17 protein-coding genes are annotated in these 18781 nt (G+C 44.9%); 4 read left to right on the top strand and 13 right to left on the bottom strand.

Annotated features, from left to right (window positions below; translation table 11 throughout):
* Positions 1-29: 29 nt before the first annotated feature.
* Entirely contained in the window at positions 30-2048 is a 2019-nt protein-coding gene (locus ACTS60_RS14865) for an alkyl/aryl-sulfatase (RefSeq protein ID WP_440888869.1), read from the bottom strand.
* Between the two features lie 120 nt (positions 2049-2168).
* On the opposite strand from ACTS60_RS14865, the gene ACTS60_RS14870 reads away from it, so the two are divergent.
* Positions 2169-3074, top strand: coding sequence for a LysR family transcriptional regulator (locus ACTS60_RS14870; protein WP_440888870.1), 906 nt, complete (start codon positions 2169-2171; stop codon positions 3072-3074).
* A gap of 86 nt (positions 3075-3160) precedes the next feature.
* Here the strand turns inward: ACTS60_RS14870 and ACTS60_RS14875 are convergent, their stop codons facing one another.
* The 4 genes from ACTS60_RS14875 to ACTS60_RS14890 all read right to left on the bottom strand — a co-directional run bounded on the left by ACTS60_RS14875 (position 3161) and on the right by ACTS60_RS14890 (position 5971).
* A complete protein-coding gene (locus ACTS60_RS14875) occupies positions 3161-3550 on the bottom strand; it encodes a cytochrome b562 (protein ID WP_010450937.1) in 390 nt (129 codons plus the stop codon).
* A 100-nt stretch (positions 3551-3650) separates the two neighbouring features.
* Positions 3651-4403, bottom strand: coding sequence for a phosphatase (locus ACTS60_RS14880; protein ID WP_440889153.1), 753 nt, complete (start codon positions 4401-4403; stop codon positions 3651-3653).
* Between the two features lie 95 nt (positions 4404-4498).
* Positions 4499-4939 (bottom strand): SRPBCC family protein, encoded by a 441-nt coding sequence (locus ACTS60_RS14885; RefSeq protein ID WP_440888871.1) that lies wholly within the window; start codon positions 4937-4939, stop codon positions 4499-4501.
* 108 nt (positions 4940-5047) lie between these two features.
* Positions 5048-5971, bottom strand: a complete 924-nt coding sequence (locus tag ACTS60_RS14890; RefSeq protein ID WP_440888872.1) for a DMT family transporter — start codon at positions 5969-5971, stop codon at positions 5048-5050.
* A gap of 145 nt (positions 5972-6116) precedes the next feature.
* Between ACTS60_RS14890 and ACTS60_RS14895 the strand changes: the two genes are divergently transcribed.
* The 3 genes from ACTS60_RS14895 to ACTS60_RS14905 all read left to right on the top strand — a co-directional run bounded on the left by ACTS60_RS14895 (position 6117) and on the right by ACTS60_RS14905 (position 10469).
* Positions 6117-7013, top strand: a complete 897-nt coding sequence (locus tag ACTS60_RS14895) for a LysR substrate-binding domain-containing protein (protein ID WP_440888873.1) — start codon at positions 6117-6119, stop codon at positions 7011-7013.
* 86 nt (positions 7014-7099) lie between these two features.
* Positions 7100-8149 (top strand): S1 family peptidase, encoded by a 1050-nt coding sequence (locus tag ACTS60_RS14900; protein WP_440888874.1) that lies wholly within the window; start codon positions 7100-7102, stop codon positions 8147-8149.
* 121 nt (positions 8150-8270) lie between these two features.
* On the top strand, positions 8271-10469 hold the full coding sequence (locus ACTS60_RS14905) for an EAL domain-containing protein (protein WP_440888875.1): 2199 nt from the start codon (positions 8271-8273) through the stop codon (positions 10467-10469).
* A 31-nt stretch (positions 10470-10500) separates the two neighbouring features.
* On the opposite strand, the gene fliJ is transcribed toward ACTS60_RS14905, so the two are convergent.
* From fliJ to ACTS60_RS14945, 8 genes are read right to left on the bottom strand one after another with little or no spacing between them, the layout of a single operon-like run.
* Positions 10501-10941: a flagellar export protein FliJ gene (gene fliJ, locus ACTS60_RS14910; protein ID WP_010450924.1), complete on the bottom strand. Its 441-nt coding sequence runs from the start codon at positions 10939-10941 to the stop codon at positions 10501-10503.
* A gap of 10 nt (positions 10942-10951) precedes the next feature.
* Positions 10952-12286 carry a flagellar protein export ATPase FliI gene (fliI, locus tag ACTS60_RS14915; protein WP_440888876.1) on the bottom strand — a complete coding sequence of 445 codons (1335 nt, stop codon included), beginning with the start codon at positions 12284-12286 and terminating at the stop codon, positions 10952-10954.
* Between the two features lie 4 nt (positions 12287-12290).
* Positions 12291-13019 (bottom strand): flagellar assembly protein FliH, encoded by a 729-nt coding sequence (gene fliH, locus ACTS60_RS14920; protein ID WP_440889154.1) that lies wholly within the window; start codon positions 13017-13019, stop codon positions 12291-12293.
* Between the two features lie 40 nt (positions 13020-13059).
* Positions 13060-14079, bottom strand: coding sequence for a flagellar motor switch protein FliG (locus ACTS60_RS14925; protein WP_440888877.1), 1020 nt, complete (start codon positions 14077-14079; stop codon positions 13060-13062).
* On the bottom strand, positions 14042-15802 hold the full coding sequence (fliF, locus tag ACTS60_RS14930) for a flagellar basal-body MS-ring/collar protein FliF (RefSeq protein WP_440888878.1): 1761 nt from the start codon (positions 15800-15802) through the stop codon (positions 14042-14044). The genes ACTS60_RS14925 and fliF overlap by 38 nt, the downstream gene beginning before the upstream one ends.
* A gap of 3 nt (positions 15803-15805) precedes the next feature.
* Positions 15806-16165 carry a flagellar hook-basal body complex protein FliE gene (gene fliE / locus ACTS60_RS14935; protein ID WP_440888879.1) on the bottom strand — a complete coding sequence of 120 codons (360 nt, stop codon included), beginning with the start codon at positions 16163-16165 and terminating at the stop codon, positions 15806-15808.
* A 12-nt stretch (positions 16166-16177) separates the two neighbouring features.
* The gene (locus ACTS60_RS14940; RefSeq protein WP_440889155.1) at positions 16178-17509 is read right to left on the bottom strand and encodes a sigma 54-interacting transcriptional regulator; all 1332 of its coding nucleotides are present in this window, start codon (positions 17507-17509) and stop codon (positions 16178-16180) included.
* Complete coding sequence (locus ACTS60_RS14945) at positions 17509-18519, bottom strand: OmpA family protein (protein WP_440888880.1); 1011 nt, start codon at positions 18517-18519, stop codon at positions 17509-17511. Before ACTS60_RS14945 ends, ACTS60_RS14940 begins: the two co-directional genes overlap by 1 nt.
* Between the last annotated feature and the right edge of the window lie 262 nt (positions 18520-18781).

The raw sequence follows: 18781 nt of genomic DNA on the forward strand, positions 1-18781 counted from the left end.
CGAGGCTTTGTTAGTCTAAGATCAATTACTTAATTCGCAGGCATTGGTAGGATTTCAAACATCCCATCAAAGTCATCTAATGTGCTCACGAGTTGAGTAACAAGTTTGGCATTGCCTGTTAACTTCGCCTCACCAGACTTCAATAGGTCATCAAGCGTTGCTTGCCCGAGTACCATCGCCGTCATATCCGCTTTGCTGATTTGCAACGTGACATCTGTAGTTGGCAGTTCATCTACTTGGATGTTCGCCATATTAGAATTAGAAACTTCGCCAAAGTAAGACTCATTTAAGTCTGGGTGGTGAATACCAAAGCTAAAGTCTAATCCCGCCTGCTCTGCTTTTTCCGCATTTAATCGAACCGCAAGGAAGTCCAAGAACATGCCCGTTGGGGTATTTGCAATAACGTCTGGAGATGCGAGTTTAATCGATGGCTGAATGTCTCCAGTACGAAGCTCAACCGCCCCTTGCAGGTAAGAGTTACGCCAAGCCATGGTTTCAGACTGGTAGCCTTGCTGCTCGAAGCTATCCGCTAATGCAAAACGGTAGTCGATATTGCTTGGGTCACACTGAACCAGATCATTGAACAGTTGTGATGCCTCTTGGTACTCGCCCTTTTTAAAGTGCGTTTGCCCTGCTTTGAATAAGGTATCCGCACCCGCTGCTTCTACGTAAACACACGACTTCGCTTTGGTTTGCAGTGGGTTGGTGTTTACTGGGTTCATATCATGGTAACCAAGGTACAAATTCACTACTGCGCGAGCATTGTGGCTGTAGGAGCCGTGATAGCCGTTGGTGTGCCAAGTGTCTTTTTGAGATTGCGGGACGATTTTTTCAATCTCACGCCCAACATCATGAATGGTGACACCATGGTTTGCTAAACGCATCGCTTGGTTATGGATAAATCCATAGTTGTCACGTTGCAGCGTCATATAATCCGAAATTTCGTTGGTTTTTGTATTGGCATCATTCCATACTGGTGCAGAGTGAGCAGCATGAATGTTATCAACCAAGCCACTATCAACGTAGCGCAACTTAAGCTCTGTCAGATACTTAGTCCAAACCAACGCATCACGCACTTTTGCTCCACGGAAGGTATAGATATTGTGCATACCGTCATAGGTCAGTTCCGCGGTGTTCAGTGATCGATACTCTGGAATATAAAGGACGATTTCTGCAGGCGCTTCAGCCCCTGGCATATTGATCGCGTGGAACTCTAGTCCATCGATGGTGACGACTTTTTCACGCTCTTCAATTTCCTGTGTCGGAGCAACCAAGGTGACTTCACCTCGAGAAGTGCCGAGACCAAGTGCGTTATCGACGATGCCCTGAGTGTTGTTATCCAACGTGGTTCCGTATTGATAGTTTGCACGGCGCCCCATTGCAGCACCCGCAATCACGTTTTCATCCGCGAGTTCTTTGATAAAGTCATTGGGTGCATAGATTGGTGCACCTTCAACAAAGTCGCCCGACTCGAAAATACCGCGAGAGCCACCAAAATGATCTGCGTGCATGTGCGAGTAAATCATGCCGGTAATTTTATGTTCGCCGTTGATCTTTGGCAGATGCATTTTGGCAAATGCCCATGACGCGGCGGCGGCTTCTTTTGACAGCAAAGGATCGTGAATCACATAGCCATTGTCGGTACGATAGATGGTCATGTTAGACAAGTCTGCACCACGAATCTGATACACACCATCCGTAACTTGATACAAACCACCAGCGGCGTAGTTCAGCATGCCTTGACGCCAAATCGATGGATTCACCGATGCTGGTAATTGCTCTACACTCATCTCTGACATGTATTCAAAGCGATTTTTCAGCTCGCCTGCTTCGTGAGTGCCAAACTCGGCAATGAGCCCTTTCTTCGTACGTTCAAATGCACTGACGTCTTGCCAAGGTAGATCTTTTGCCAACGTCGCGTTTGCACGCTGAGTATGCTCCGTTGCAGGCTTACCTTGGTAAGTATCTAAGCTAGCGTAATCCGCTGTTGCAGAAAAAGAAACGAACAGTGCAAGTGAAATCGCTGAGGGTGCAAAACGGTTTGTCATAGTGAGCCTCGTGGTGTCTCGTTATTGGATATGCGTTCACTTTATTTCGTTGACACATCAAAATACATGCATGAAACTTTATTTAAAACATCACCATTTGTTATGTATTGAGAAAAGCTTGTGCAACCATCCAATATCGATCTAAATCTACTTCGAGTGTTTATCGCGGTTTATCAACACCGTTCAATCACGGTTGCGGCGGACACAATGGGCTTAACCCAGCCAGGAGTCAGTGGCGTGTTGAAACGACTGCAACAGCAGCTAGGCGTACAACTCTTCGTTCGCTCAGGGCGAGGCATAGAGCCTACGCATCAGGCTCATGAGTTGGCCCGTCAGGTTGAACCCGCACTCAATCAAATCCGAAATGCATTGGAAGGAATAGAAAGTTTCTCCACTGAGAACTCACGTCGTTTTGTGGTTTATACCTCTGAACCAGTGATGTTAATGCTACTTCCTAAGATTGAAGCAGATAACACGCTTGGTAACGTTGAGATCGAATTGCACCCGACGCTATCCAGTGAAACAAAACTGATCAACAGCCTCAATCAACAGAAGGCAGACTTGGCGATCGACTTCGCTCACTACTCTGCCCCTTCGTTTTTCTCTGAGTTCTTTTTAAATGATGAGATCTGTCTGATTGCCAGAAAAGGCCACCCAAGAATTCAGCACACGCTGTCACTCGAGCAGTTCTATCGCGAAAAGCACGTCACACTAAAACTTCGTCGCGAAGACGCCTATCTCGCGGACTTGTTTACCGAGGAGTCGATAGAAGAGCGTAAAGTCGCAGCAGAATGTGACTCTTTGGTGTCGCAGATGACGATGATCTCGAACAGTGATTGCTTAGCGGCAACCGTCAAAAGTATCGCCAATCAATTTGCCGAACGGCTGGATTTACAAGTGCTGGATGCGCCTTTCACCAGCCTCCCTATCAAATACCGACTGCTTGCGCATAACCGAATGAAACACAGCCCTGCAAATATTTGGCTAAGAGATAAGCTCAGGTCGTATTTCGCGGCAGAATCTTAGAGATAGTGAATCAAATAGCGATAAAGGGGCAAGCCCGCCGAAGTGGCAGGCTGATATCGTATTCCTTCAAGTAACTCAGTGAGCGATTAGCCGAACAGCTTGCTCCAAATGCTTGGGTTACGCTTGTCGTGATACTCTTCACGTAGGCTATCGATTTCACGCAGTTGATCTTGCGCTTCTTGTAGCTTGCCCGCATCAAGATCTGCTTCAATCTTATCTAGCGTGACCGTCAGCTTGTTAAACCCTTCTAGGTAGAGATCGAACTTCTCTGGCGGATAGTTCCCGCGCTTAGATTGCTCGACGATCGCTTGTAAGCTATCAATGGCAGATTTCATGGTTTCTACGTCAGACGCTTCTGCCGCCTGTTTGAAATCCATCTTCATCTGCTTCATGTTTTGTTTTAAATCGACGGCTTCTGCCATTGCGTATGTTGAGCCCAACGCAATAACACACCCTAATACTAAAGGACGTAACATCTTCACTTCTCCATTGAATGCCGAATTCTGAGTCGGCTTTTTAATGCGAGCAGTGTAAAGCAACCTCTTAACACTTGCATAACCAAAAATGTAATCAAGTTTATGCGTTGCGAATCTCGTCATACTCTGCAATTGGCTTGCGACCGCGCAGCTCTAAGAAAGCTAAGAATTGTTGTGCTGAGTGGGTGATAACCTTGCTACTGTCGATGCCGACTCTATCCATTAAATCACCCACTAAGCTCAGGTTACCCACGTCATGACAGAAGTGCGCGTCGCTGCCAGTGGTAAAAAACACACCTAGCTCTTTACCGATTTGCGCAATCTCGTGGCAACGGTCCACACTGCCAACACGGCTATTGCCTTTCAGTGTGGTGTTGTTGATTTCAATCGCAACGTTGTGTTCTTTTGCACACTTCAAGACCGCTTCGAAGTCGAAGTCAAAGTTTGGGTTTCCTAGATGACCGAGGGCATCAACGCGACCATTTTTGATGATATTCAACAGCGCTTCAGTGTGTGTGGCTTTGTTAGCAGGATGAAATACTGGCTCGTGAAAGCTTGCAATCACCCAATCTAAGTTTCTATCAACACTCGGTGGAATATCAATTTCACCTTCCGTGTTAAGAATATTAGATTCAACACCGCGGATGATAGCAACCCCTTCAAGAAAACGAGGTAAGATTTTCTGGTTAGAGAAAAACCAGTAGTGAGGCGCACCCGGCATTGATTCAGCATGATCGGTAGTACAGAACATATCGAGCCCGTTCTCTTTTGCCGACTTTGCGTTTTCAATCAACGTACTGTACGCATGGCCGCTGGCGTACGTATGCGTGTGGGTATCAACCTTAAATTCCATCATCAACTCTCTTGGTTCGCAAACTGGCGGTTATTGTATACCCACAAGCAACCTGCCGTCAGCCTATTATACCCAAGTGACTTGCAATCTAACCTTTACTCTTCACTGATGGCTTTAATCAAAGGTAATGCCTTTTCCCAACCGTGATTGAACATCGACACAAAATCAGTGTGAGTATGAATGGTGATACTTAACAGCAAGCGATCATCTAGCGTGTCGATCTGGTAGATCTCTCGAGATCCGATCCACTTAGATGCCAAGTCCCCATCCAGTTGCTGTCGATTATCCGGATTAAAAATGCCAACGTGGTGAAACTCGAGTTTTTGTAGTGGTAATACTGTGTCAATTACTGCCCGCGTCCCACCCATATCTGGATCAAAGAAAGTGATATCGCTCCCCTCTTCCCACGCACCATCAAACTGAGATTGAGGTGAAAAGGCTTGCGCCCATCGTTTGTAAAGTTCGACATCAGTCAGCACGCTCCATAAGCGCTGAGGCGTCGCGGCAATCTCGACGTGATAGTTTAAAGTCAGCATGTTATCTCTCCCTGCATCTTTCTTGACGCTAGCTCATTCTGATTAAAAATCAAACAGGCACTGACGTTTACACTTCATTTGTCACAGCTTGCTAGGCTAAACCTATCCTTAAGGTGTTTTAGGTCGCAGTAAACCTATACGGCGTGCCGACAACCTAATCCAGCAGGTATTCATTACCGTCGCTAGGACAATTAAGCTGATGCCCATAACCTGACTATCACTCATTTGGTCTTCAAAGAACGCCCATTGCCATATTGCTGTAAACAGTAAGTTAGTGAATATAAGTGGAGCGAGCTGTGAACCACTACTTGCAAGTTGGTAAGCTTTAGAACGAAATACTTGCGTATTAATAATAAGTAACGACATCAGAAATACGAGCACCGTATTGGGCGTTTCAAAAATGCTTATCGACATTGAGCTCATCAACATGCTGGCGTCGTTCACCACGACCAGTGGCAAGATAAACAGAGCTGCTGCGCCAAAGGTCCAAAAGTTGATTTCAAGTGGTGATAAGCCGCTCTTACTTGCTTTGTAGAGCGTCAGTTGAGAACCAGAGTTAAACAGCCCACCAGCTAATCCCAACAGCAAATCGATACGCCATGTAAACTCGCCATCCGAACCAGCCAATAAAATCACACCTGAAAACGCCATAACGAGCGCTACGATGGTCGACATTCGAATCTGACCACGCATAAACAGCTTCTCAACGATTGGCATAAACAGTGGCCCAGTCGCAAATAGCACGACACCTTCAACCAGAGTCAGCGTTTGCAGCGACGCGATAAAACACAACTGACACATTGCGATGAAAAGAGCACGAAGCAAAATCGGCTTAATGGTTCCTACAGTAGGCAAAGTAAGATTCTTAAAGCGCAATATGACCAACAAAATGAGAGCCGGAGTGAAGAAGCGGAGGAAACTGAACATGGTCACGGATAAATCGTTACTGAGCTGCTTTGCTAACAGTCCTGTAACAGATAAACTTAATGTCGACATTAACATGAAGGTGACAGGTTTATTTTCTTCTTTCATTAGATACTCCTTAATTCACGGAGTATTTTAAGAAAGTAAACAAATGAGAAATAGCGAGTAATTTTAAACGTACTTGTAAGAAAAACTTACAGATTTAAATTAACCAGATACGATCCACCCCATCAAAAGAGAGAGTAATAGCAGCATGCGCAAGTTAGTACCGCTAAAATCCATCTACGCATTTGTCGCCGTAGCGGAGACAGGTAGCATGACAGAAGCCGCCCATTTACTCTCGGTTAGCCATTCTGCGGTCAGCCAGGCCATCAAATCCTTAGAGAGTCAGGTCAACAAACCTCTGTTTGACCGCATCGGTCGCCAAGTCATACTCAACAATGACGGCAAGAAATACTATCGAAAAGTCTCACCAGCTCTTGAGCAAATCGTCGATGCGACAGAGGCTTTGATTCACGATCAAAATTCCAAGCGTATTACACTTAACATGGTTAACTCACTCGCTTTGCATTGGTGGATACCTCGTATGTCGAGCTTACAAGATTACGCGCCCCAACTAGATATTCGTTTGTCGAACTTAGTTGGACAGTTTAGCTTGGAGCAAGAAGGAATTGACGCAGCTGTCGTACATGGCAGCCCTCAGGAGTGGCAAGATTACTACTGTGAGATGCTCAGCGAAGATGAGTTAGTGCTAGTGTGCAGTCCTGAACTGTTAGAGCAATCAGAAAGTCGTGACATCCAATATCTTTTATCGGCTTACCCCATCATTGAAGTGACGAATGATCGTCGCAAGCGTGACTGGCAAGCTTGGCAAGAAGAAACTGGACTTCAGCGCCCAACTGACATCAAACCAATGACCTTTAATATGTCAATTCAAGCGGTTCAAGCCACCACAAGACGTTTAGGATTACTGGTGACACATCGATTGTTTGTTAAAGACGACATCAAGTATGGACAGTTGGTCGAGCTAGGTGAGCCTGTCGTGAACCCTTATCAAAAATTCTATTTTGTCTGTCCGCCCCATAAACTTAAGCTAGAGTCGATGCATCAACTAAGGGCATGGCTTAAAAAAGAGCTGAACACTCAGTGAGAACGGGTTAAAAACAAAAAATAGAAAGAACACAACTTAACATCACCGCGTATACTAGCTAATGAAGAAACAACAGGGGAACGTGCATGAAGTTATCACCAGTTATCGTTGCGAGTATCTCTTTACTGCTCGGACTGCAAGTCTCTGCATCGGAGGTAACAGTCAAAACAGCAAACAATCAGCCCGGACTTTCAACTGCCGTAATCAATGGAGAGAGAATCACTCCGAACCAAGCCCCTTTCTTCGCTCGACTTATACTCCACAGCCAAGGATCAAGTCTCTTTGCTGACATATGTGGAGGCACGATCATTAATGACAAATACATAATGACCGCTGCGCACTGTGTCGGAGCCGATGTGTTTACCAATGGCTGGACTGAAGACGAGCTACGCGTGTTGGTAAAGAATCCAAGTGGGAACGATGTGTATGTTCAAGAATTCAAAGATGTTAAAACCATTACCCGTCACCCTAATTATGATGCAGCCAACCTATGGATAAATGATATTGCGATTTTAGAACTCAGTTACCCTATTACTGATAATGTTCAATCAATTACCTTGCCACAAGACTTTGGCGATTACAGTGCGCAAAGTGTTTACCAAATCTTCGGGCTTGGGCAAACATCATCAAATGATACATCCGCCGCAGATTACTTACTTACCGCCGATGTACGCCCATTGACAGACAGCCAATGCGCAAGCCTTGTATCTGGCTACCATAGTCAAGAGACCCTATGTGCGAATGGCTTTCCAAACAAACCCTATACTGGCATTTGTCGTGGCGATTCTGGGGGACCTCTGACGTACCTAGATGCCAATGGAAGTTATCAGCAAATTGGTATTGTGAGTTATGGTTCTTCTGAATGTGAATCGCCATCCATTCCCAGTGTGTTTACCGAATTATTAAACTACACAACGTGGATTGAACAACTCACAAGCGATGGTACCAAAACGACATACAATGCTTTGCTTGCTGCGTCTGAAGATTACTACAGCGAAGGCGACTCAGGATTTGAACCGAAAGACACGGTAGTGACAGAAACAGATTCAGGAGGAGGCAGTGGTGGCGGGCTCTCCCCATTTTTGTTTGTTTTCCTTCTGCCTTTTAGCTACCTACGCCGACGTTACGCAGTCTAATTTGATATTGGTACTTTCCACAGGAAACGTGAAGTAACCCTGTTCTTCCTGTGGATTTTCCATTATTTGGTAGCCATAAAACTTGCTATGATGCGTAGTAAATCGTTTGCAGAGTAATGAGATGAGCACCAATACTTCAAAATACGGAGTATTTTCCTACGTTATATTGTCGCTTTCTATTATGTCGATGATATTTGTTAGCTATGGGCTATCTTCTCTTTTCGTTTTAGAACAAGACAATTTCCAACTTATTTCTATCGTTGGCGCCACAGCATTAGTTAGCTTTCTGCGCTATCGATCAAAAGCAATACCCAGCATCGTACTCGGGTTGTTCTTTTATTACTGGCTAACTGGGAGAGGGGTTCAATTCAGTGCTACATATAGCCTGCTTCTTCCCATTGTCCCATTCTTAACCGCATGGTTGTTCCACACCTATAATGACAGGGCACGACACAAACCTGCTTCCATAAGGCTTAGTGTGTTTTTCTTAACGGCTGGGTGTTTTTACCCACTGGCTAACACTCTGATGATGTTGATAGTAAGCGGTGTTATTGGCAGTAATTACTTTGACACTCACTTTCTAGTCTATGCAACATTAGGTGGATACTTAACTCAACTGCTCGTTACACCGACTCTCTACGTTGCAACGTGTTTGCTGACTGGCACAGACCATCAACGCTTTATTGCCCTAAATAAAAGTTTACGCCACTCCACCAATACGGATAAGCGCTATCTTTGTTGGCTATTGGGGAGTACTACATTACTGGTTTTGGCAGTGTATGCCCCAAGCTCTTTCTTACTAAATACAGTTAGCTTCGGCCTTCTTCTTGTTGTCATCTCTGGTTTATCTCGCCATGGCATTATTCAGCCATTAGTAATTGGCTCATTTGCAACATTACTCATCATCTACGATGCCATACATGCATTCAACGCCGCCCCGCACAACCAAGAAAAGTTGCTGGGATTAATGATCATTGTTTCCGTCCTCGTTACCCTAGCCTACCTGCTCGCTGGCTATTCCATCAAATACTATGAGATGTCTCAAAAGCAGATTCAAGCCGAGCGGATAGACCCCTATACTGAGTTATACAATATTGCTCAGCTAAAAGAAGACGTATTTACCCAGTCACAATCTGTCTTGATCTACTTAGATCTAACTTCAACTCTTTCAATGCTGACAGGGTTAGGGCATGAAGGAAAATCTCAACTTATTAAGCAACTTAGTGATTATTTAAGTTCAAGAAATGAAGGGATTAACCGCTGCTATCGCCCCCCTTTTTCAACGGGAGTCATTAGTTTTACTGAAATGTCGGAGGGCATACATGGTGAGCTCTATGAAGTTTCTCGGCATCTGGCAAAATTCCAGTTTTATTGGCAAGGGACATCAGTATCTTTAGTTAATCCTGTCTTGCACTGCGCTCGTATCTATCCAACGATGGACATAGAAAAAGTTGCCTCGGTACTTTGCGACCAAAGAGCGGGATACGATGAAACCATACATTGGGTCAAACTAAACTCTGCGCATTCAGATCGAGTAGACAAACTGAACTACATCCAACAAATATTCAAAAATGATCAGTTCGAACTCTACTGTCAGCCATATAAGACTCTGTCACCTACAGCCAATACACCAACTAGCTTTGAGGTTTTATTGAGAGTAATAAACTCGGATGGTTCAATACTTGCTCCTGCCGATTTTTTTCCTTTGATTAACCAATTTGGCTTGGAAACTCAACTCGATCGATGGGTAATTGACCATACGTTTCTAATGCTTGATGCTCACGTAGAAGATTGGACCCAAATCGATTACTGCTCAATCAACTTAACCGCTAAAACACTTGGTGTACCAAACTTAGCCGAGCAAATAATCTCCAAGGCAGCGCAGTTGAAGATTCCTTTAGAGAAAGTTTGTTTCGAAATCATCGAATCATCAGCATTAAGCAATGAGCAACAAGCAATAGAAACACTAACGACACTGCGAGAGGCGGGCTGCAAAGTTGCCATCGATGACTTCGGTACTGGATATGCAAGTTTTGAGTATTTAAGAAGACTGCCACTTGATGTACTAAAAATAGACGGAGCATTTGTTAAAAACCTACCTTACAATGAAACCGACCGATTGATCGTAAGCTCGATTTGCACTGTAGCGCGCGAGATGAAACTTCAGACAGTTGCAGAATTTGTCGAAAGTGAAGCCCACATTCAGATCTTATCTGAATTAGGAATCAACTATGCACAAGGTTATGGTGTTGCGAAGCCAATGCCATTGGTTGCGTGTTTAAAAGGTATGGCAAAAAAGGGAGTAAAGACCGTGGCGTAAAGACTCTTTCGTATGGCTCGCTCTCACTAAACTAAAGTACCTTTCTCTTCAAGCGTGAGTTAATAATATCCTCTATGAGCTTTTGTTCTTTCTTCGCTTTCTCATAGTTTTGTTTGGCTCGCCAGCGTTCCAGTACTTTCTCTAGCCCCTGAACGCGAGCGTGTTTGTGTTCCAATTGCTTTTGAACTGAAGTGCAACGGGCTTGCATTACTGCTTGCTCATGCTCGTGATGCTGCAACATTTTTTGCAGCATCTGATCAACTCGATTTAAGTTCATTAACGTCGCACTGTTCAATGTTGGCGCCATCAATGCCGATTGTCCCGCGTGATTTTTTAGCGCAGAAAGCTGCTGCAGTTGTGTTTGCAAATGAACATGCTGCTGACGCATCTGGTCAAGTTGCTGCCCAACGCGATCACGCTGCTTTTCTTCCATCAGTTGTAGTTTACCGACCGCTTTTAATTTTGCTTCCACAACTTAGCCCTCATTGTACCTGAAACAATTGAGCAAGCTCGGTCAAGCTCGTTGGGTAATCAACGGATTCAGTGGCTGACTGTTGTAAATAACTTCTCAATTGAGGATAAATCGCCACCGAGCGATCGAGCTCTGGATCTTGACCTGGCTGGTAACCACCTAAAGGCAGCAGTTCTTTGACTTGAAGGTAACTCGAGTAAAGTTGCCTAAACTGATTGGCAATTGTGCTATGAGCCTCTTGCGTACACGCAGTCATGCATCGACTAATTGATGCGTTGATATCAATCGCTGGATAATGTCCTTGCTCGGCTAATTGACGTGACAACACCACATGACCATCAAGGATGGCTCGAGCAGAGTCGACTACAGGATCCTGTTGATCATCGCCTTCGGCCAGTACCGTATAGATAGCCGTCAAACTGCCATATGGGTTTTCACTGTTGCCCGCCCTTTCAAGCAGTTGAGGAAGTACACTAAAAACAGAAGGTGGGTAACCACGTGAGGCTGGTGGCTCGCCCAAAGACAACGCAATCTCACGTTGCGCCATGGCGTAGCGAGTCAAAGAGTCCATTAACAATAGAACGTCTTTACCCTGATCACGGAAATACTCAGCCACACGATGACACAGTAAGGTCGCTCTTAATCTCATCAAAGGTGACTCATCGGCTGGCGCGGCAATAATGATGGCTTTCTGACGAGCTTCAGGCGTTAAGTTTCGTTCGACAAACTCTCTCACTTCTCGGCCACGCTCACCAATCAAGCCAACAACAATGACATCAGCTTCTGTATTTTGGGTAATCATTCCCATTAAAACACTTTTGCCGACGCCACTTCCCGCCATTAAGCCGATACGTTGCCCCTTACCAACAGTAAGCAAACCGTTGATCGCCCTCACACCAACATTTAATGGTGTATCAACAGGTCGACGTTTCAGTGGGTTAATCTGCTTTGGCTCGAGAGAAACTCGTTCTCCCCCCTTCAGCACAGGTCCATCATCCAGCGCTTCACCAAGACCGTTAACCACTCTGCCTAGCCAGTTACTGCCTAACTGTACGGTACTATCACCATCAAGTGGGATTACTTTTGCGCCTGCAAACAGGCCTCCTAAACGACGAATCGGCATTAAATACGCAACGGTATGATCAAACCCGACAACTTGGGCTTCAATCATGTCGCCTTCATCCGTCTCGACAAGACAGCGCTGTTCCAATTTAAAGCGGCAGCCAACGGCTTGTAGCATTAAGCCATTAACTTTAACCAGTCGCCCTGTCACTCTCGCAACAGGGATAGAATCGAGTGACGCAATCGCGTCACTCATTCGTTCGCTTAAAAGACCTCGTGGCATGGCACTACTCATCAATAGCTTCAACTTGTGGCAGTGCCACCTCTTCTAAAAGGTGTTGCTTTACGTTGTCCATGCAAGCTTCCAACCGAGAGTCACAACTTGCATCGGCCTCTGCATCATCAGTAACTAAATGGCATCCACCAGTCTGCAATTCTGGGTTCGCGACAAGTTTCCAGCTCGCGGGTAGGTCAGCATTTATTTGAGTAATTCGTTCAAGATCTTGCGGGTTAAGGTGAACCGTTACAGTCTCATGCTTACCCGGCATAGCTCCTAGGGTTTCGTCAACCAAGGCTAGAATTTGCTGTGGCATCAACGTCAACTCTGCACGAATGACTTGCTGGGCTACTTTTTGTACCAACTCACAAATCACATGACGCTGCTGCTGCTCTTTTTCGGCTTGCCAACGTGACAAAGCTTGGTATAGCTCATTGACTGGCTTAGCGGCTTCACTAAACATTTGCTTACCGGATTGCTCCCCTGATACAAACCCTTTCTGAAAGCCCTCTTTTTGCCCTTCAAGTACGCCTTGTTGCTGGCCCTGTTCTAGACCTTGGCGAAAACCTTCTTCATGCCCCTGCTGTAAGCCTTGTTGAAACCCAGCTTCTAAACGTTGTTGAAGATCGACCTGGGTGTCCTGCCACTCATTGTCTAAACCCAAGTTTTCATCAATAAGATTAGGTTGGGCCAATGGGGGAAAGCGATGAAGACGATACGCTGAAGATGGTAAACGCATTTTTTTAGAAACTAGCGCATTGTTAGAATCAGCCATAGCTTTACTCCACTGTTGGCTCTTCGTACAGAATCAAATCAATTTCACCGGCATCACTCAGTTCACGAACCAGCTCCATGATGTCTTGGCGAGCGCGCTCAACACTACTCAAGCCAACGGCACCACGCACCTGCATATCATCTTCTAACGCCTTAACCATACGCTGAGGCATAGAACGCTTGATAGCTTGCTGTAGGGTAATTTCTGCACCTTTCAATGCCACCGCCCATAATTCCATTGGCACCTGCTGTACCAAAAGATCCATGGTCTCTTCTTTCTGACGTCCCAGCACCATAAAGTCGAACATATTTTGCTCAATCTCACGAACGACTTCTTCATCATGAAGCTTCAGCATTTCCATCAATGAAGCGCGATCCCCTTCAAAACGGTTAATGATATCGGCCACTTGCTTCACACCAGACATTGGCGCGCTTTGACTGGTCGATACCTGCTCGATGCAGCGCTCGATGAGGTCATTAAGATCGGCCGCTACCTGATGGTCGATATCCTGTAATCGAGCAATGCGGAAAAGCAGTTCATCATGGTAATCTTCCGGCAAGTGTTTCAATACTGCCGAAGAACTGTCTGCAGGTAAGTAAGCAAGAAAAATAGCCTGCATCTGTGGATGCTCATTGGTAATAAAACGAGCGAGAACTTCAGCATCTACCCATTGTAAACGTTGCATGTTATTGCGAATCTCATCGCCATATAAGTTATTCAGCAACCCTTTCGCCAAGTCGTTACCAAGAGCTTTACGTAACGTATTTGACAGGTACTCCTTAGACGCCCCACGAATACCACTATGCTCACGAAAATCTTCAAAGAAATGCTGGATAATTCCGTGTGCCGAATCACTCTTGATGCCGCTTAACCGAGCCATTGCTCTGGTCACTCGTTGGGTTTCATCACGACTGAAGTGCTGCAAGACTTTAGCCGCAGCATCTTCACCCATACCTAACAAGACAAGAGCCGTCTGCTCTACATGACTAAGCGTCTGCTTTTGCTTCGACTGTGCTGTGTTCATTCACGTTTACCCATTGTTTTAGTACTTCTGCTACACGTTCTGGCTCTTCATTTGCGATGAGCTGTAGATGTTTCAATTGAATCTCAAGCGGTGAACCCGGAGGCGGCAACATATCGCTGTTCACGTCTAAGCCAGACGAAACCGCAATACCTTTCTCTGACAAGCGTCGGTTGAGTGTTTCTTCACGTTCACGCTCTTCACGAGTTTGAACATTGTCATAAATTGGCTCTTCTTGTGGCTCTGCAAAATCAAGCTCTTGTTCTCTTCTATCGACACCCGTTAGATGCATAATCAGAGGACGTAACACGAAGAAAATCATCGCCATTCCCAACATGCCACCAATCACATAACGGATCGGTTGCTGGACAGTTGGGTCTTGCCACCATGGCAGAGCCAACGGCGCGTCTATATCAATAGGGGTAAAGTTAAAGCTCATTAGGCTCAAACTATCCCCTCTATTTTCCGTAATACCGACAGCATCCATAACCATGGTCGTGATTTGTGTTTTTTCGGCGTCCGTCCAAGCAGTGCCATTTGGAGCGGCTTGAGAATTAAGAAGAACGGAGACACTGAGCTTCTCAATTTGTCCCTGTTGGTACTGAGTGCGACGAACGCTACTACCCACCGCGTACTGGCGGTTGATTTCGGAGCGAGCATTCGAGTTTTGGCTATCTTCAGTATTCGGTTTATTACCCGTCACTGGTGGCTGGTTACTTAAAGACCCTGGAATACCTAGTGCTATCTGATCAATGGAATTATTTTGAATCGTATGTTCATTGCGTACAACTGGCGTACTGTCCAATATTTCTTGAGTTTCCTCCACCTGGCTGAAGTTCATATCAGCGGCAACTTGAACTCGAAAGTTACTTGGCCCGACTATCGGTGTAAGCATGTCAGACGCACGCTGAATGATTTGCTTCTCAACGTTCTTTTGGTATTCCAAGTACTTTGCATTGACTTTACCCGCCTCTAGCGAAGCTACATCAGCACTTAGTAATCGTCCGTATTGGTCTATAACAGAAACAAACTCAGGCTTCATCGCCGTCACACTACCCACGAACAAGTTGATTATGGCTTCAACTTGTTCGGGTTTTAAATCCTCACCCGGCTTGAGTTCTAACATTACAGATGCCGACGGGTTCTCGGTATTCTGACGTACAAAAAGAGTCTGACGGGGAATCGCCAAGTGCACACGAGCATTTGATACTGCATTCAGTGACATGATAGTGCGTACTAACTCACCTTCCAATCCGTGTCGGTAACGTGCCGTTTCCATGAACTGGCTAGTGCCCAATGAACTATCTTCTTTAAGAGAATCTAGACCTGTCGGCAGTTTAGCTTTCACTCCCTTTGCCGCTAGTAACATTCGGATACGAGCTACATCACCTTCAGGCACAAGTACTTGCCCATTTTGCTCTTGCATGCGGTAGCTTATCCCTTCGGTTTCCAGTACCGAGATAATCTCACCAATATCAAAACGCTCTTGCTGACTATAGAGAGGCCTAAAACTTTGTGAAGAACTCCATAGAGCTACAACGATAATTGCAGCCACGATAGCGGCTAACACCGCAGACAGCACCAAATTGCGTTGGCTACTAGACCATAGTTTTTTAAGTTTAAAAGAAATGTCATCCATCCCTTTTATGGTGCTAGTTTGCGCAGTTGTGCTCGCTGAAGGTTGAATCGTGGCATTACCTGCCACTTGAGTCGATAGTTCAGACATTCTCTACACCGGCATCTTCATAATATCTTCAAATGACATAACGACTTTGTTACGCACTTGCATTAAAGCATTGAACGACAAACTGGCTTTTTGACTTGCGATCATAGCCCCCGTCAAGTCGTCACTTTGGCCTGTTTCGACCGCCGTCATTTTCTGACTTGCGACTGACTGGTGTTGATTGACCGTATCAAGAACACTCGTCATCGCTTGAGAAAAAGACATTGGTGCGTTCAGTTCTTTAACATCAAGTGGATTCGCGCTCACGACAAATTCAGGAGTCTGAACTTGAGTACGCATGACTTCCATCTTAGAGAGCATGAGTTGCTCCGCTGATACCGCATTGTTTAGTGGTTGACTAGCCATCATCTCTCTCCTTTAGGCTGCTGAGCCAAGTGCCGACTGTAAATCGATTCCATGCTCACGCATTGCCGCAAGCTTGTACCTTAATGCTCGAGTCGAAACTCCTAACGCATCTGCTGTTTTTGTTCGATTACCGCCGAACTGACGTAACTTATCGAGAATGAATTGAAACTCTGCTTGCTTCTTCGCCTCAACATGTCCAAAAGTAGAAGTTGGTTCAACTGACTGCACTGGGAGTGCTAGTTCAATCGGTAGCATCAGGTCCTGAGCGGTAATGTAATCGCCATGACGCATAACCAAACTGCGTTGGATAACATTTTCTAGTTCTCGAATGTTCCCCGGCCAATGATATTGGCTCAAAGCAGTTACGGCATCGTGGGACAAATAGCACTGGCTTTTACCTTGATACTTCTCAATGAAGAAGTGGCTGATGGGCAAAATATCTTCTTTGCGCTCTCGTAATGGTGGCCAATGAAGTGGGAGTACATCTAATCGGTAGTAAAGATCTTCGCGGAAAGTGCCTTTTTGCACTTCTTCTCGTAGATCTTTGTTCGTTGCAGCGATGACACGGATATCTAGTTGAATCGCTTTATGACTGCCGACTCTCTCAACCTCACGCTCTTGAAGCACACGTAATAACTTCGCTTGTACAGCAGGAGACATTTCTCCTATCTCATCAAGAAGGATAGTGCCGCCATTGGCCTCTTCAAACTTACCGCTTTGTGAAGCACTCGCTCCGGTAAACGCTCCCTTCACATGACCAAAGAGCACGGCTTCCAACATAGACTCAGGGATTGCTGCGCAATTCACTGCGATAAAAGGTCCATCAGCACATGAACTGTGCTCATGAACATAACGAGCAAGCACTTCTTTACCAGTTCCAGATTCGCCAGTAATCAATACACTTGCTGTTGTACACGCCGCACGATGAGCCAATTGAAGTACCTGCTTACTGCGCCAAGATTCCGCAACAATGTTAGCAAGTGGCTTTTCAAGAGCCTCAACACGAGTAAGCAGACTCAAGAGTTGGTTGCTTTCAAACGGGCGTAGCAAATAATCTGTCGCCCCAGACTTCATTGTCTCTGCAGCAAGAATGCCTTGTTCTTGATCGACAATCGCAATCACAACGCCAGAATTACGCTGCTTTTGATGACAAGCGACAAATTCACGAACACACATATCTGGAAGATTTGAGCTCACTAAGGTAATGCTTGCTCTTTCTTCCAATAATGCAATTCGTCCTGTACGAGCGTGACGGATTTGATAACCAGCCTTCTGCAAAACATGCAAAACTGGTTGAGCAATAACATCATCTGGCTCAACCAACAGAACTTCCATTTTCGCCATCATTGAACTATTACCTTATTCTTGTTGATCTCGGTGTTACGTGAATTACGTGGGACAATTTCTTCATTATCGCGAACCAGCCTCAAAGTGACACGGCGATTCCTATCTCGCCCTTGGGGAGTGCTGTTACTAGCAACTGGATATCGGGATCCATGTGCCCTCACCTCAATCAGGTCTTCATCAATACCTAACTGTGTGAGCATCTTTGCTACTTTTTCTGCTCTCTTTCTTGAAACGGATAAGTTGGCTGTCGACGAACCAACACTGTCGGTATAGCCATCGACTAAGATCCTTGTAATTCGAGTATCTTTAACGATGTAACTCTTCAAAGCCTTAAGTTTGTATACTTGAGCACTTGTTAACGACTGTTGACCAAAAGCAAACGGCAGAACGACATCCCGCGCCTGAGCGAAAGTCATTTTTGGCAACTCAGACTGACACGCATCAAGAGAGTCTAACGATGACTTCATTTTTATGGTCGGAATAGTGAGTTCTACGGAATTATGACTTCCACTTAGTGACAACGTAACCCAATGGCCTTGATGTATACTGTCTAGAAGCTTGGATACACCGTGTTGAAAAACAAAGCGCTTCTGATTCTTTTCAACTTTAATCGTATCAATGACAAAGGAGTCACCTTCCTTTTGCCATGGTGCACGAACACTTTGAAGTACCGCACTTTTCCAACCGTCATCACCACTAGTTAATTCGGCAACAAAAGAAACATTATCATTGGGCAATAGGCGGAAATAAAACTTCCCCTGTGGAACTTCCGAATGAATTAACTTGCATTCAAATTTTCTTCCTTTAAATAACCAACTGGATAAATCCATTGGAACATTAATATATTCAGAGGCATTAAGGTGAGGAAAGTAAAATAAGCCAAGAATCAAAAACATAGAAAAGTAGCGACGAAAACGTTTTACTTCACAATATTTTTGACATTTCCATGACCTAGCAAATTTAATTAGATATGCCGTACCATTAAAATAATTGGCATATGAAACCATATAAAAATCCTACTTTGAAACAACATCACTCGCTATATATAGTGCGTCATTTAAGCAAAAAAGCCTGTCGATGAATGATTTTAAACCAACAAAACAATAAGTTAGACATATAAGCCACATAACTTCCTGCGCAGCTCTTCCTAAGCAAAAGAGAGCATAAAAAAACGAGCTTAGCTCGCTTAGTTCTAATATTTATTATTATTAACTTATTTATAAATCAAATTACCTGTTTTCCAATTTTATTTGAAGATGACTTTGTCAA

Source organism: Vibrio sp. WZ-1 (assembly GCF_052037695.1).
Taxonomy (GTDB): Bacteria; Pseudomonadota; Gammaproteobacteria; order Enterobacterales; family Vibrionaceae; genus Vibrio.

Excerpts from the sequence above, each read along its gene's own strand:
- ACTS60_RS14865 (WP_440888869.1), bottom strand. The coding sequence starts at position 2,048 with ATGACAAACCGTTTTGCACCCTCAGCGATTTCACTTGCACTGTTCGTT.
- ACTS60_RS14875 (WP_010450937.1), bottom strand. The coding sequence starts at position 3,550 with ATGTTACGTCCTTTAGTATTAGGGTGTGTTATTGCGTTGGGCTCAACA.
- ACTS60_RS14880 (WP_440889153.1), bottom strand. The coding sequence starts at position 4,403 with ATGGAATTTAAGGTTGATACCCACACGCATACGTACGCCAGCGGCCAT.
- ACTS60_RS14885 (WP_440888871.1), bottom strand. The coding sequence starts at position 4,939 with ATGCTGACTTTAAACTATCACGTCGAGATTGCCGCGACGCCTCAGCGC.
- ACTS60_RS14890 (WP_440888872.1), bottom strand. The coding sequence starts at position 5,971 with ATGAAAGAAGAAAATAAACCTGTCACCTTCATGTTAATGTCGACATTA.
- ACTS60_RS14895 (WP_440888873.1), top strand. The coding sequence starts at position 6,117 with ATGCGCAAGTTAGTACCGCTAAAATCCATCTACGCATTTGTCGCCGTA.
- ACTS60_RS14900 (WP_440888874.1), top strand. The coding sequence starts at position 7,100 with ATGAAGTTATCACCAGTTATCGTTGCGAGTATCTCTTTACTGCTCGGA.
- ACTS60_RS14905 (WP_440888875.1), top strand. The coding sequence starts at position 8,271 with ATGAGCACCAATACTTCAAAATACGGAGTATTTTCCTACGTTATATTG.
- fliI (WP_440888876.1), bottom strand. The coding sequence starts at position 12,286 with ATGCCACGAGGTCTTTTAAGCGAACGAATGAGTGACGCGATTGCGTCA.
- fliH (WP_440889154.1), bottom strand. The coding sequence starts at position 13,019 with ATGCGTTTACCATCTTCAGCGTATCGTCTTCATCGCTTTCCCCCATTG.
- ACTS60_RS14925 (WP_440888877.1), bottom strand. The coding sequence starts at position 14,079 with ATGAACACAGCACAGTCGAAGCAAAAGCAGACGCTTAGTCATGTAGAG.
- fliF (WP_440888878.1), bottom strand. The coding sequence starts at position 15,802 with ATGTCTGAACTATCGACTCAAGTGGCAGGTAATGCCACGATTCAACCT.
- fliE (WP_440888879.1), bottom strand. The coding sequence starts at position 16,165 with ATGGCTAGTCAACCACTAAACAATGCGGTATCAGCGGAGCAACTCATG.
- ACTS60_RS14940 (WP_440889155.1), bottom strand. The coding sequence starts at position 17,509 with ATGGCGAAAATGGAAGTTCTGTTGGTTGAGCCAGATGATGTTATTGCT.
- ACTS60_RS14945 (WP_440888880.1), bottom strand. The coding sequence starts at position 18,519 with ATGGTTTCATATGCCAATTATTTTAATGGTACGGCATATCTAATTAAA.